Annotated in this window: 12 protein-coding genes and 1 pseudogene; 6 read left to right on the forward strand and 7 right to left on the reverse strand. The window is 71.9% G+C overall.

The window, feature by feature from the left end:
- The first annotated feature begins 49 nt into the window (after positions 1–49).
- The 3 genes from ACFY7C_RS04410 to ACFY7C_RS04420 all read left to right on the forward strand — a co-directional run bounded on the left by ACFY7C_RS04410 (position 50) and on the right by ACFY7C_RS04420 (position 2481).
- Positions 50–1099 carry a permease gene (locus ACFY7C_RS04410; protein ID WP_389643545.1) on the forward strand — a complete coding sequence of 350 codons (1050 nt, stop codon included), beginning with the start codon at positions 50–52 and terminating at the stop codon, positions 1097–1099.
- Entirely contained in the window at positions 1096–1914 is an 819-nt protein-coding gene (locus tag ACFY7C_RS04415; protein WP_389643548.1) for a TIGR03943 family putative permease subunit, read from the forward strand. The genes ACFY7C_RS04410 and ACFY7C_RS04415 overlap by 4 nt, the downstream gene beginning before the upstream one ends.
- Before the next feature lie 159 nt (positions 1915–2073).
- Entirely contained in the window at positions 2074–2481 is a 408-nt protein-coding gene (locus ACFY7C_RS04420) for an FKBP-type peptidyl-prolyl cis-trans isomerase (protein ID WP_389643551.1), read from the forward strand.
- Here ACFY7C_RS04420 and ACFY7C_RS04425 read toward each other — a convergent pair.
- The 5 genes and pseudogenes from ACFY7C_RS04425 to ACFY7C_RS04445 all read right to left on the reverse strand — a co-directional run.
- Positions 2445–3329 carry a DUF72 domain-containing protein gene (locus ACFY7C_RS04425; RefSeq protein ID WP_389643554.1) on the reverse strand — a complete coding sequence of 295 codons (885 nt, stop codon included), beginning with the start codon at positions 3327–3329 and terminating at the stop codon, positions 2445–2447. The two genes, ACFY7C_RS04420 and ACFY7C_RS04425, sit on opposite strands and share 37 nt — an antisense overlap.
- 78 nt (positions 3330–3407) lie before the next feature.
- Positions 3408–4244, reverse strand: coding sequence for a YihY/virulence factor BrkB family protein (locus ACFY7C_RS04430; protein WP_389643557.1), 837 nt, complete (start codon positions 4242–4244; stop codon positions 3408–3410).
- Between the two features lie 190 nt (positions 4245–4434).
- Positions 4435–5877: a serine/threonine-protein kinase gene (locus tag ACFY7C_RS04435; protein WP_389643560.1), complete on the reverse strand. Its 1443-nt coding sequence runs from the start codon at positions 5875–5877 to the stop codon at positions 4435–4437.
- Between the two features lie 381 nt (positions 5878–6258).
- Positions 6259–7557 carry a Na+/H+ antiporter NhaA gene (nhaA, locus tag ACFY7C_RS04440; protein WP_389643563.1) on the reverse strand — a complete coding sequence of 433 codons (1299 nt, stop codon included), beginning with the start codon at positions 7555–7557 and terminating at the stop codon, positions 6259–6261.
- A 191-nt stretch (positions 7558–7748) separates the two neighbouring features.
- Positions 7749–7975 (reverse strand): annotated as a pseudogene (locus ACFY7C_RS04445) (D-alanine glycine permease); the annotation flags it as partial.
- A gap of 270 nt (positions 7976–8245) precedes the next feature.
- On the opposite strand from ACFY7C_RS04445, the gene ACFY7C_RS04450 reads away from it, so the two are divergent.
- Together ACFY7C_RS04450 and ACFY7C_RS04455 are read left to right on the forward strand one after the other, a co-directional pair.
- A complete protein-coding gene (locus tag ACFY7C_RS04450) occupies positions 8246–9487 on the forward strand; it encodes an NAD(P)/FAD-dependent oxidoreductase (RefSeq protein ID WP_389643566.1) in 1242 nt (413 codons plus the stop codon).
- A gap of 264 nt (positions 9488–9751) precedes the next feature.
- Entirely contained in the window at positions 9752–10813 is a 1062-nt protein-coding gene (locus ACFY7C_RS04455; RefSeq protein WP_389643569.1) for a PucR family transcriptional regulator, read from the forward strand.
- Between the two features lie 15 nt (positions 10814–10828).
- On the opposite strand, the gene ACFY7C_RS04460 is transcribed toward ACFY7C_RS04455, so the two are convergent.
- Both ACFY7C_RS04460 and ACFY7C_RS04465 read right to left on the reverse strand, forming a co-directional pair.
- Positions 10829–11938 carry an SPFH domain-containing protein gene (locus ACFY7C_RS04460; RefSeq protein ID WP_389645951.1) on the reverse strand — a complete coding sequence of 370 codons (1110 nt, stop codon included), beginning with the start codon at positions 11936–11938 and terminating at the stop codon, positions 10829–10831.
- 29 nt (positions 11939–11967) lie between these two features.
- Positions 11968–12405 (reverse strand): NfeD family protein, encoded by a 438-nt coding sequence (locus tag ACFY7C_RS04465; protein ID WP_389643572.1) that lies wholly within the window; start codon positions 12403–12405, stop codon positions 11968–11970.
- A 281-nt stretch (positions 12406–12686) separates the two neighbouring features.
- Between ACFY7C_RS04465 and ACFY7C_RS04470 the strand changes: the two genes are divergently transcribed.
- Positions 12687–13196 carry a hypothetical protein gene (locus ACFY7C_RS04470; protein ID WP_389643575.1) on the forward strand — a complete coding sequence of 170 codons (510 nt, stop codon included), beginning with the start codon at positions 12687–12689 and terminating at the stop codon, positions 13194–13196.
- Positions 13197–13204 lie beyond the last annotated feature (8 nt).

Raw genomic sequence — 13204 nt, forward strand, 5'->3', positions numbered from 1 at the left:
CACGGGCGTTCCGCCGGATCACGGTGGACCAGGAGCAAGGGGGCGCGGAGTGGTCGAGGGTTCCGGAGGTACGGCGACGGCATCACCGCCACGTCCCCCTGACGGGCGCGGCGGTGGGGCCGACGGCGGGCGGAAGCGCGGGGCGCGGACCGGTGCGGCCGGTTCGGTGCTGGTCGCGGCCGTGCTGGTCGCGGTGCTCGCGGGGCCGTGGGTGGAGGCCGCGTTCGGGCTCGCGGCGTTCGGGGCATGGCGGACGCTGCTCGTGGCCATCGTCGTCCAGGGCGTGCCGTTCCTCCTGCTCGGCACCGTCGTCTCGGCGGCGATCGGCGCCTTCGTCCCCGCCCGGGTCTTCTCCAGGGCCCTGCCCCGCAATCCGGTGCTCGCGGTTCCGGTGGCCGGCGCCGCCGGAGCGGTGCTCCCGGGGTGCGAATGCGCCTCGGTGCCGGTCGCGGGCAGCCTGATGCGCCGCGGTGTGGCACCGGCGGCGGCACTGACCTTCCTGCTCGCCGCGCCGGCCATCAACCCGGTGGTCCTGGTCTCGACGGCGATCGCGTTCCCCGGCAGCCCGGAGATGGTGGCGGCGCGGTTCGGCGCCTCGCTCGTCACCTCGGTCGTCATGGGCTGGCTGTGGATCAGGTGGGGGCGAGAGGAGTGGCTGCGCCTGCCGAAGGGGCACCCGGAACACGGGCCCGGAGCGAGCCGGCTCGCGGCCTTCCGGCGCGGACTGCAGCACGACTTCCTGCACGCGGGCGGCTTCCTCGTGGTCGGCGCCATGGCGGCGGCGACCTTCAACGTCCTCGTGCCGCCGTCCGTCCTCGAGGTGTTCTCGGAATCGCCGTGGCTCGGCGTGCTGGTGGCGGCGGTGCTCGCCGTGCTGCTGTCGGTGTGCTCGGAGGCGGACGCGTTCGTCGCCGCGTCGTTCACCGGCTTCTCCCCCACCGCGCGGCTCGCCTTCATGGTGGTGGGGCCGATGGTCGACATGAAGCTGATCGCTCTGCAGTCGGGGGCCTTCGGACGGGCGTTCGCGGTGCGGTTCAGCGCCGCCACGTTCGTCGTGGCCGTCCTGTGCTGCGTACTCGTCGGAGGCGTACTGCTGTGACCGGACGACCGACCCGCGCGGACGATCCGCGCCGCCCGCTGAGCGAACTCGGCCTGCCTCTCCTGCTGGTGCTGACCGGGGCCGGTCTGCTGCGGGCCACCGTCCGCAGCGACGTGTACCTCCGGTACGTGAAGGAAGGCCTCTGGCCGTTCCTCGTCGCCTCCGGAGCCCTCCTCGTGGTCCTCGGCCTCGCCGGAATCGGCGCCGAGGTGGCACGGCGCCTGCGGCAGCCGGTGCTGCGGCGCGACGCGTCCGGCCGCGTGCACTGGCACCACCCCTCCGAGGACCACACGGGAGCCCACCACGATCATGGTCCCGCGACACGCGTCGCCTGGCTCCTCGCCGTACCGGCCCTCACCCTGCTGTTCGTCGCCCCGCCCGCCCTCGGCTCGTACACCGCCTCACGCGACGGCGCGGCGGCCCGCGTCGACCGCACGGCCTACGAGGAACTGGCCGGCGCCCGGACGACGCCCATGGCGCTGGAGGAGTTCATCGGACGCTCCCTGTACGACTCGATGAGTCTGCGCGGCCGCAAGATCCGGCTGACGGGCTTCGTCACCGCGGGCAGGAGCCCGGACACGTGGTACCTCAACCGTCTCGTGCTCAGCTGCTGCGCGGGGGACGCGCGCTCGCTGAAGGTGGAGATGCACGGGGCGAAGGCCCCCCGCACCGACACCTGGGTCGAGGTCACCGGGGTGTGGCGGGTCGACGACGTCAGCGACGAGAACCCCGTCCCGGCCTTGGACGTCGGCGCCGTGAAGGCCGTCGACCAGCCCCGCAACCCCTACCAGGACGCCCCGCCCACCGACGACTGAACGACCACCGGCTCCGAGGACGGCACCGTCTCCCGCCGGCTGAAGCACAGGGCACCGGGAGCCGGCCTGCCGGACGCCGGCACCGCATAGGCTGCATCGGAGAGTCCGTGCGTCCCGGCCGACCCGTGCGGGGCGCCGGCGGAGAGTGATGAGGCTGTGATGGGTGAGCAGACGAAGCCCGAGGTCGACGTTCCGAAGGGTGCCGCTCCCACCGAGCTGACCGTCCGCGATCTGATCGTCGGGGACGGGGCCGAGGTGAAGCCGGGCATGGTGGTCCGGGTGCACTACGTGGGGGTGACCTTCGCGTCCGGAACGCAGTTCGACGCTTCCTGGGACCGCGGCGAGCCGTTCAAGTTCGCCCTGGGCGGCGGCCGGGTCATCAAGGGCATGGACCGGGGCGTGCGCGGGATGAGGGTCGGCGGTCGACGCGAGATCGTCGTTCCTCCGCGTCTCGGCTACGGCAAGGAGTCGCCCTCACCCCTGATCCCGGCGCACTCGACCCTCGTCTTCGTGGTGGACCTGCTCGACTCCTACTCCCCGACCGCCGGGTGGAGCAGCACGTCCTGAGCCGGGCCGGCCAGATCGCGGAGCGTCTCGGCGGCGCGTACCGCGGCGTCACCGCAGCAGTTGTTGAACAGGACGTGCAACTGCTCGGTCCGGTCCGCCAGACAGCGCAGGCGCGGAAGCCAGGCGGCCAGTTCCTCCCGGGTGTAGGCGTGGCGGAAGCGGTCCTCCTTGCTTCCGGTCCCCCAGGCGGTGCTGCGGCCGTGAAAGCGGACCACCGCGAGGCTCGAGGACGTGACGGGTGTGACGGCGGGCATCGAGGCGGGCAGTCCCTGGACCGTGTCGACGGCCACCGCGGTGACGTCCAGGTCCCTCAACAGGGCGGCGGTGCGCTCCCGCCGGTCCTCGCGCCACCAGTCGGGATGGCGGAACTCCACGGCCATCGGCCACTCGTACGCCCGTTTCCTGGTGGCGTGGAGCACCGCCTCCGCCCGCGCCCCGGGACCGAACCACGGCGGGAACTGGAACAGCACGGCGCCCAGCCGGCCGGACTCGCGCAGGGGCCGCAGGGCCGCGCCGAAACGGTGCCAGACCTCGTCGAGCAGCTCCGGGTCGCCGAGGGCGTGGCCGCGCAGGTCGGCGGGCAGGGCGGTCGTGCGGGTCGGGTGGCCGGTGAGGAGGGAGAACGCCTTGACGTCGAACCGGAAGCCCGGCGGAGTGCGTTCGTTCCAGAGGAGGCTGTTGCGCACGCTGGGGAGAGCGTAGTAGCCGGCGTCGACCTCCACGACGGAGAAGCGTTCGGCGTAGTGCCGCAGCCTCCCCTCCGGGTCACGCCGCCCGGGTGGGTACCACCCGCTGGCCACCAGTGCCTTGTCCGTCCATGAACACGTCCCGATCAGAAACTCACCCATGCCGGCCGTCCCTTCTTCGCGGCCCCTCTACCCGGGAAAGCCCTCGGCACGGCCCCGGGCGCACGAAAGGCCGCCCCCTCACGGCGGTGAGCACGGCCCGCGTCCTGCGTTGCCCCCGTCCCGCACCAGTTCGGCGTTGAACTGGGCGCCCGCGAGCAGCACGACGTGGGAGACCCACAGCCAGACCAGGAAGGCCACCACGCCCGCCAGGGAGCCGTAGAGACGGTCGTACGTCGCGATGTGCGACGCGTAGAAGGCGAAGCCCGCCGACGCCAGCAGCCAGAGCAGCACCGCCAGTGTGCCGCCCGGCAGGGTCTGCCGTACGCGGCGGGTCTCCGGCGGCCCGGACCGGAAGAGGAGCAGGACCAGGGCGACGACCACCGTGAACAACAGCGGCCACTTCAAGCCCGCCCAGACGAGGGCGGCCTGGTGGTCCGTTCCCGTGCCCCGGCCGATGGCCCGGGCGACCCGCTCGGCGGCCGTGAGCGTCAGCACCCCGCTGACCAGCAGTGCGAGCACGGTCAACGCCCTGAGCACGATGGCGGGGAAGGTCCGCCACGCCGGGCGGCAGTCGGAGACTCCGTACATCGCGTGCAGCGCGCGCCGGAAGACGGCCAGATAGCTGGAGGCGGACCACAGCGCGGCGCCGGCGGTGACCAGGAGCAGCAGCCAGCGGACCGACGCGCCCTGCTGAGGATCGGTCAGGGCCTGGGCGAGGACCGGACGCGCCGCCTTCGGCACGAAGCCGGCCAGTTGCACGACGACCTCGTCTTGGGGGGTGTCGGCGCCGAGCAGGGTGATGGAGAAGACCATCACCAGCAGCGCCGGGAAGACGGCCAGCACCGCGTAGTACGTCAGCGCCGCCGCCCAGTCGGTGAGGTCGTCCTCCCAGACGGCGACCGGGGTACGGGCCATGGCCCTGGCGTACGCCCCGGGCTCGCGCCGACCGGGCGGGGTGTCCCCCGGGGGTGCACCGGCCGTCATGACACCACCGCCGCTTTCAGGGCCTGCCGCCACCCGGCCGCCACCGCCCCGGGCCGGTGGCCGGCGCGTGGGCTGTCCGGTGCTCCGTCAGGTGACGTGAATGCCGGGAGCCGCGGTGGTGTCACCGCGCGTGCCTGCCCTTGGCCTGCTTCGAATTGCCCTGCCGCGCCTCGCCCTTGTCGGGGGACGGCTCGGCCGTGGCCCCGCCGCTCGCCCGGCCGCGCTGCCGTTCCGAGACGCCGGGAGCCGACGGCGTACCGCTGCCTGCCGCCGCGCCCTCGGAGCCGGTGGGCCGCCGGTCCCCGGTGTACGAGGGGGAACGCGGCGCGGACGCGGACACGGCGGCGGCTCCGGCCGGCGGAGCGGGCGAGGCGGTCGGGGAGGCGGGCTCGGTCGCGGCGGGGCGAGACGGAACGGACTCGGCGTTCTCCGCCTCGGCGGACGGCCCGCCGACCGAACCGGCCAGTCCGACGCCGAGGGCGGTCAGTGCCGCACCGGCGGTCACCAGGAGCCGACCGGCCCGCCTGACGCCGGGCCGGTCGGAAGAGGGGCGTGCGGGCACCGGGCCGCCGGGGGCGGATGCGCCGGCCCCGACGCCGGCACCCTCGACCGCCGCGCCCGCCCCGTGCGACCTCAGCGTGTCCGGATTCCGCTCGCCGTCGCCGTCCTCGCCGCTCATGGGCTGCGCCGCGAGCACGGAGGATCCCGCGGGCGCGTCGGCCGTTCCCGCGAGCTCCTCCGATGCCAGGGCGGCCAGGGCGCGCCCACACGTCCGGGCGTCCGGCCGGCGGCTCTCGTCCGCGTCGGTCATGGCTTCCAGCAGTTCCACGACCGCCGCCGGTATGTCCGGAGGAATGGCCGGGGAACGGTGCAGGCGGGCGATCGCAGCCTCCAGCGGCGCCCCGTCGTACTCCAGTTCACCCTTGATCGACTCGATGAGCACCAGACCCAGGCTGTAGATGTCCGCTGCCGGCCCGGCGCCCCGGCCCAGCACCTGCTCCGGGGCCATGTACGCGGCGGTGCCCACCAGGGCTCCCGTCACGGTCTGGGCCGTGGTGCCGAGCAGCCGGGAGATGCCGAAGTCCGTCAGGCGGGGGGCGCCCGCCTCGTCCAGCAGGATGTTGGCGGGCTTGACGTCGCGGTGGACGACTCCGGCCCGGTGCACATGGGCCAGCGCCGAGGCCAGGGCGGCTCCGATCCGGCACGCCTCGGCGGGCGCCAGGGCGGCCGTCGCGATCCGCCGGCGCAGCGTCGTGCCCCTGACCAGCTCCATCACCAGGTAGGGCGTTCCGTCGTCCCGGCCGCAGTCGTACACGGTGATCAGGCCGGGGTGCTGCAGCTGGGCCAGCAGTCGGCACTCGCCGTCGAACCGTTCCTCCGTGTCGGCGGCTCCGTCCGGACGGAAGACCTTCACGGCGACCGGCCGCCGCAGGCGCAGGTCCATGCCCTCGTACACATCGGCGGCACCACCGCGACCCAGCAGGTCGTCGAGCCGGTAGCGGCCGGCCACCGTGTGGGCGGTGAGCCTGAGGTCCGGTCGGATCGGCCACGAGCGGACTTTCATCACTGCGCTCCCTGCGTCCTGTCGTCACCTGCCGTCGTCCGCCCGCCCACGTGTGCGCTGCCGATGGCGTACCCGGCCGCGTGGGTGCGAGCACCTGTGCACCGTGTGCCCGCTCAGCCGCCGGACATCCCCCGTCCCGCGCACGGCCTCGCGGAAGGGGAGGTCAGGCGTCGTTTCGGCGGGACGCCGTGGTGAACGAGGTACCAGGGGGAGGAGCCATTCTCACGATCACCGTGCACCGGCGGTCCATCGAGGACGACCGCTCGAACCCGCTGGAACGCAGCGGCACGACGTCCCTGATCGGACCGCCAGGGCGGCGATGCCCAGGAGCGCCGGCACTACGGCCGCGCCGAGGAGGGCGGAGTCCGCGGACCCGGTCGGTCACCGGCCGCTGCCCGTGGCGTCGGTCTGGTAGATGTCGGGGATGCCGTCGGCGTCGTCGTCGCGTTCCTCTTCCTCCCACAGCCGCTTGTAGACGCGGTTGCGGCGGCGCAGGAGTACGGCGGCGAAGGCTGCGGCGATGAGGGAGCCGACGAGGACGGCGGCCTTGATGTGCTCTCCCCCGGCGCCACCCGGGAAGGCGAGTTCGCCGATCAGGAGGGCGACGGTGAAGCCGATGCCGGCCAGCGTGGCGAGGCCGAGGACGTCGGCCCAGGCGAGGTCGGGGTTGAGTTCGGCGCGGGTGAAGCGGGCGGCGAGGTAGGTGCCGAGGAAGATGCCGAGGATCTTGCCCGCGACGAGTCCGATGACCACGCCCAGGGGCTCGGGGTCGGTGAACACGCTGGTCAGGGCATCGCCGGAGACGGTGACGCCCGCGGCGAAGAGGGCGAAGAGCGGGACGGCGACGCCGGCGGAGACCGGGTGCAGCCGGTGGGAGACCCGGGCGGCCGGCGTGGTCTTCTCGCCCTTGTCGCGGATGGTGCGCAGGATGAGGCCCATGGCGACGCCGGCGACGGTGGCGTGGACTCCGGAGTTGTACATCAGCGCCCAGATCGCGATGCCGAGCGGTGCGTACCACCACCAGCCTCGCACCCGGCAGCGCTGGAGGACGTAGAAGACGACGAGTCCGGCGAACGCGCCGCCCAGCGCCCAGAAGTTCAGGTCCGAGGTGAAGAAGACCGCGATGACGAAGATGGCGCCGAGGTCGTCGACGACGGCGAGGGTGAGCAGGAACGCCCGGAGCGCGGACGGTAGGTGGGTGCTGATGACGGCGAGGACCGCGAGGGCGAAGGCGATGTCCGTGGCCATCGGTACGGCCCAGCCGTCGAGGCTCCCGCCGCCCGCCGTGGCGGTGAGGACGTAGAGGGCGGCCGGTACGGCCATGCCGCAGACGGCGGCGATGACGGGCAGGGCGGCGGTGGCGGGGGTCCGCAACTCGCCGACCACCAGCTCGCGTTTCAGCTCGATGCCGGCGATCAGGAAGAAGACGGCGAGCAGGCCGTCGGCCGTCCAGTGGCCGACCGAGAGGTCGAGGCCCAGGGCGGGTATGCCGAAGTGGAAGTCGCGTAGGGCCGCGTAGGCCTCGCTCCAGGGGCTGTTGGCCCAGGCGAGCGCGACGACGGCGGCGGCAAGCAGAACCAGTCCGCCGACCGTCTCCGTGCGCAGGGCCTCCGCGACCGTCTGGCGCTCCGTCCAGGGCAGCAGACCGAAGAGGGGCTTGCGTAGGCGCGGCTGCGTCATGGGGCGGGCCTCCGGGGCATGTCGACGGGTGGGCCCACGGGCCCCTCTCGCCGACCAGACTTCCCGGCACACCGGCGTCACCTTGACGCGTTGTTTACACCCTATCGAGCCCCTTCCGATCCCACCAGGCCGGTTCTCACCTGCTGAAACGCTCAAGCACTGAGACGCAGACGAGGGGGGTCCGTACCCGACTTGCCGCGTACGACGTCGACCGCGAGGCGGAGCTTGCGCAGCTGGAGGAAGCCGAACCAGCCGGTGAAGACGACTCCGACGACGACGAGCAAGGCCACGATCAGCAGCAGCCGCGTACCGCCGACGGGGATGGCGTGGAAGACACATCGCCGAGCCACTTGGCTATGGGCTCGCAGAAGCCGCTGACGGCTTCGTCCACGGAGTGGGTGAAGGAACCGAGTGACACGGTGGGGACCACAGTGCGCAGGACCGGCGCGCGGGAACGGCGAGGGGTGGTGCCACCTGCGGAGTTGCGCCTTCCTGCCACGCCGACCGCCCCACACGACATGGCGGGCATCACATCACGCACGGTGATCTACGGAAAGGCGTCCGCGCCTCGGCGGGAACGGTGCGCGAGTCTGGTCTAGCGTGGAAGTGACGTACCGCAACCACGGCAGACTCCCGTCCGACTCGGACGGTTCCGTCGAGCGGTGTGCTCGATCGGCAGGTGAGGTCCATGACCAGCACGGCCGGCGCGTCCGGTGCCGCAACCCATGACCACGACGTGATCGTCGTCGGCGCACGGTGTGCGGGCGCCCCGACCGCCATGCTTCTGGCACGCCTCGGTCACCGGGTTCTCCTCGTCGACCGGGCGACGTTCCCGAGCGACACGATCTCCACCCATCTGATCCATCCGCCCGGCCTGGCCGCCCTCGAGCGCTGGGGACTGCTGGACAGGGTGGTCAGAACGGGCTGCCCCGCCATCGACCTCTACGCGTTCGACCTGGGACCGTTCGTCATCGCGGGGTCCCCTGCCGGGGAGGGCTTCGACGTCTCCTACGCCCCGCGCCGCACGATCCTGGACAAGATCCTCGTCGACGCCGCCGTCGAGTCGGGCGCCGAAGTCCGAGAGGGATTCACCGTCGAGGAGATCCTTTTCGACGGCGGCACGGTCACCGGCATCAAGGGGCATGGCAGGGACGGCAGGACCTCGGCCAACCACGCACGGATCGTCGTCGGCGCCGACGGGCTCCACTCGACCGTCGCGAAGGCGACGGCCGCCACAGCCTACGCGGAGAAGCCGAAGATCAACGCCTACTACTACACCTACTGGGCCGACCTGCCGATGTACGGGCAATTCGAGGCATTCGACCGCGAGGACCGCGCCTTCGCCGCATGGCCCACCAACGACGACCTGACGATGGTCATCGCCGCTTGGCCGATGCGCGACTTCGAGGCCAACCGCGGCGACATCGAAGGCAACTACCACGCCACACTGGCCCGCGCGCCGGCCTTCGCCGAACGCATCTCCAAGGCCACTCAGGCCGAGCGGTTCGTCGGCATGGCCATCCCCAACTACTTCCGCAAGCCGTACGGACCCGGCTGGATCCTCGTCGGGGACGCCGGGTACCTGAAGGACCCCATCACCGCCCAGGGCATCCAAGACGCCTTCCGCGACGCGGAGCGGTGCACCGGAGCACTCGACGACGTGCTCGCCGGCCGCCGGCCATTCGAAGAAGCCATGCGTGACTGCCAGGAGGCAAGGGACTCCGACGTCATGAGCATGTACGAGTTCACGGCCGGATTCGCGACGCTGGAACCACCACCCCCCGAGATGCAGCAACTGCTCCTCGCCGCCTCCCGGAGCCGCTCGGCACAGGACGAGTTCGCCCGAGTGACCGCCGGCGTGACGCAGCCGGAGGAATTCTTCGGACACATGCAGCGACGCATGGAGCAGCACACACCTCACGCCGCCTAGCCGGAAGTCGCGCGGGTGATCGCCGTCTGGACGGCCGGGATGCGCTCGGCGAGGAGGCAGCGTCGCCGTGTCACCGGCCCGCTGGGTGCCGATCGCCTGCGGCCCCACGATCGTGGCCGGGGAGCCCGTCCACGGCATTTCCGTGACCCGGCAGTGTCTGACGCCTTCTTGCTGCCCGTTGCGACTCCTCTCCGAGGCTGTGACAGCCTTGCCTCTCGCGTCAGGATCTCGTCAGAGACGCGTCAGTATTTCCGGGGAGGGGCCGTGGGGGAACGGGAGACAGCCGAGGAGTATCTGGAGGGGTACGCCGGCGTTCTGACGGCTGTCTGCTCGACCGGCCGCAGGCTCACCCGCGAGGAGCTGGAAGCGTTCCGGTATCAGGGCGAGCGGGCCGCGGAGGCCGGGATCGGCTTGCGGGCCCTCGTCCGCGCCCACCTCGCCGCCGCGCGGGAGACACATGCCGGGCTGCCACGGCCGAGCCACGACCACCTCCTCGCGGCCGTCGAGCAGGCCGTCGACGCCTTCGCCGAAGGCCACGAACGGGCACAGCGCCTGGCGGTGCGTCAGGAAGAGGCGTTCCGGCGGGAGTTCATCGACGACCTGCTCTACGGGCGCAGCGACCTCGGCCGGCTCGCCGAGCGCGCCGAGCGCTTCGGGCTGCTCCTGTCCCATGCCCACGCGGTGGCCGTCGCACAGGGCGCGGAGCCGTACGGCGACGGGTTCGCGGTCACCCGCACGATCGAGGCCTCGCTGGTCGCCCGGTTCGGCGACCGCCGCATCCTGCTCACCACCAAGGACGGTCGGCTGATCTGCGTCGCGCCGGCCGACGAGCCCGAGGTGCTGGCCCACTTCGCGAAGCAGGCGTACGCCGCCACCGACGGCGGGCAGGTCGCCATCGGCCGATCCCATCCGGGCGCCGGCGGCGTCGTCCACTCCTACGAGGAAGCCCTCAACGCCCTCGACCTCGCCGCCCGCATGGACCTGAACGACCCGGTCCTGCACGCCGCCGACCTCCTCGTCTACCCCGTCCTGACCCGCGACCGGCAGGCCATGGCCGACCTCGTACGCAGCGTCCTGGGTCCGCTCCACCAGGCCCGCGGCGGCGCCCAGCCGCTCCTGGACACCCTGGCCGCGTACTTCGACACCGGCTGTGTCACCGCCCAGGCGGCCCGCCGTCTGAACCTGAGCGTGCGGGCCATGACGTACCGCCTCGACCGCATCCATCGCCTGACGGGTTCGGATCCCGGCGATCCCGTCCAGCGCTACACCCTCCAGACCGCCGTCGTCGGTGCCCGACTCCTCGACTGGCCCAGCGAGCGGCTCTGACGACGTGGGGGGCGCTCAATCGCCGGAGGCCTGCTCCCGGCCCCGTACCTGGGAGGTCCTCGCGGCCTCGGCCTCGGCCTTCGCGTCGCTCACGACGGCGTCGGCCTGCTTCGCGACCTCGTCGGCAGCCGTGGCGGCGTCGAGCGAGAACGTCGAGCCCGCCGCGAGCTCCGGCGCGCGGCCTCCCTCCGATAGGCCGTCGGCATCGGTGGCCGCCGCTTCCTCCGACTGCTCGGATCCCGGAAGACCCATCGTCGACCGATCCCCGAACGCGCTGGTGACGGCGCGCACCGCCTCGGTCAGCTCTCCCGGGATCACCCAGAACGTGTTGTTGTCGCTCTTCGCCAGATGCGGAAGCGTCTCCAGGTATTTGTAGGCCAGGACCTTCGGATCGGCGTTGTTCCGGTGGACGGCCTGGAAGACGCGCTCCACCGCCTTCGCCTCGCCGTCCGCCCGCAAGATCATGGCTTGTTGCGTGCCCTGCGCCTCCAGGATGTCCTTCTGTTTCGTGCCCTCCGCGGTGAGGATCTTGGCCTGCCGCTCCCCTTCGGCGTGCAGGATCGCCGCGCGCTTGTCGCGCTCGGCCCGCATCTGCTTCTCCATCGCCTCTTTGATCGTGTGCGGTGGATCGATGGCCTTGATCTCGACGCGGTTGACGCGGATGCCCCACTTGCCGGTGGCGTCGTCGAGGACGGTGCGGAGCCGGGTGTTGATCTCTTCACGCGAGGTGAGCGTCTGCTCCAGGTCCATGGAGCCGATGACGTTCCGCAGCGTGGTCACGGTGAGCTGATCGATCGCCTGCAGGTAGTCGGCCACCTCGTAGGCCGCCGCGCGCGGATCCGTGATCTGGTAGTAGAGCACGGTGTCGATGTTCACGACGAGGTTGTCCTCGGTGATCACCGGTTTGGGCTGGGACGAGTACACCTGCTCTCGGACGTCGAGTTTGGTGTTGATGCGGTCGGCCACCGGCAGGACGAAGTTGAGGCCGGGTTGCAGCGTCCGGCGATATCGGCCGAACCGCTCGATGTTGTAGCGGCGCGCCTGCGGCACGATCCGCACCGTCGCCGCCACGAGGAAGACGACGACGATCGCCGCCACGAGAATCGGGATGAGGACCGGATCCACCATTCCTCCGTCGGGACGTGTTCAGCCGTTCACGGAAGCGGTTCGCGGGGGTAGACGATCGCCGTGGCGCCTTCGATCTCCATGACGTCCACCAGCGATCCGACCGGGATCACATGGCTCTCGTCGAGGGCGCGTGCGGACCAGTCCTCACCCGAGACCCTGATCAGGCCGTGCGTCGCGGTGACCTCCCGCATGACCTCGGCCCGTTTGCCGATCAGCGCGTCGCTTCCCTCACGCGTCACGGGCCCCTGTACCACCTGCCGCAGCGCGACGGGGCGGACGATGACCAGGCCCGCTGCCGCTGCCACCGCGAACGCGACGAGCTGTCCGAGAAGGCCGACGCCCACACCCGCGACAACGGCGGTGACCAGGGCGGCGCCGGCCAGGAGCCCGAAGACCAGCGTCAGGGTGAAGAACTCCGCCAGACCGAGACCCGCGGCGGCGAGCAACCATGCGAACCACGGCATGGGATCAGCCTCCCTCAGGGGACTTACCCACCCATTTACCCAGCAAAATCAGGACGCAACCGACTTCTCGGACGGCGCGCCGCCGGCCCCGCGAGGGCCTCGGCGGCGGAGACAGGGAGGACACGGCCGGTCGGCGGGACGGCGCCGGCTGAGTTCACGCGTGCGCGCGGACGGCATTAAGAACGCATAAATACTGCCGGAATCCGGCAGTGAACACCCGTGCTACTCCGTGGCACCATCCCTGGCACCGGCAGCGGATGGCACGAGGCGGGGTGGCGCACATGGGCTGGTTTCTCGGTCTCGGCATCGCGGGTCTCGTGCTGCTCGTCCTGTCCCTGCTCTTCGACGGGGTACTGGAGGGGGTCCTCGACGGTCTCGGCGGGGGCTTGGACGGGTTGCTGTCGTTGCCGGTGGTCGCGGGGTTCGTGTCGACACTGGGTTTCACGGGGGCGATCGTGCTCGGGACCGCCGGTACGGGGGCGGGGGTCGCCACCGGTGCGGGTGTGGCCGCGGGGGCCGTCGTCGGGTGGGTGGTCTGGCGGTTCAGCCGGATGCTCCTGCGCGGCGACGGGACCGTGCCCGCACCGCGGGGCGAGGACCTCACGGGCACCAGCGGCACCGTGGTGACGCCGATCCCGGCGGACGGCTACGGCGAGGTGCTGCTGTATCTCGCCGACCAGCCGGTGAAGTACGCGGCGAAGGCGGCGACTCCCCTCACGCGCGGCACCGAAGTGTGGGTGGAGTCCGTCCTCTCACCGACATCCGTCGCCGTTCGCCCAGTCGAACGCTGACCGGCCCG

Source organism: Streptomyces sp. NPDC012769 (genome assembly GCF_042901205.1).
Classification (GTDB): domain Bacteria; phylum Actinomycetota; class Actinomycetes; order Streptomycetales; family Streptomycetaceae; genus Streptomyces.

Excerpts from the sequence above, each read along its gene's own strand:
- ACFY7C_RS04420 (WP_389643551.1), top strand. The coding sequence starts at position 2,074 with ATGGGTGAGCAGACGAAGCCCGAGGTCGACGTTCCGAAGGGTGCCGCT.
- ACFY7C_RS04425 (WP_389643554.1), bottom strand. The coding sequence starts at position 3,329 with ATGGGTGAGTTTCTGATCGGGACGTGTTCATGGACGGACAAGGCACTG.
- ACFY7C_RS04430 (WP_389643557.1), bottom strand. The coding sequence starts at position 4,244 with ATGGCCCGTACCCCGGTCGCCGTCTGGGAGGACGACCTCACCGACTGG.
- ACFY7C_RS04435 (WP_389643560.1), bottom strand. The coding sequence starts at position 5,877 with ATGAAAGTCCGCTCGTGGCCGATCCGACCGGACCTCAGGCTCACCGCC.
- nhaA (WP_389643563.1), bottom strand. The coding sequence starts at position 7,557 with ATGACGCAGCCGCGCCTACGCAAGCCCCTCTTCGGTCTGCTGCCCTGG.
- ACFY7C_RS04450 (WP_389643566.1), top strand. The coding sequence starts at position 8,246 with ATGACCAGCACGGCCGGCGCGTCCGGTGCCGCAACCCATGACCACGAC.
- ACFY7C_RS04465 (WP_389643572.1), bottom strand. The coding sequence starts at position 12,405 with ATGCCGTGGTTCGCATGGTTGCTCGCCGCCGCGGGTCTCGGTCTGGCG.
- ACFY7C_RS04470 (WP_389643575.1), top strand. The coding sequence starts at position 12,687 with ATGGGCTGGTTTCTCGGTCTCGGCATCGCGGGTCTCGTGCTGCTCGTC.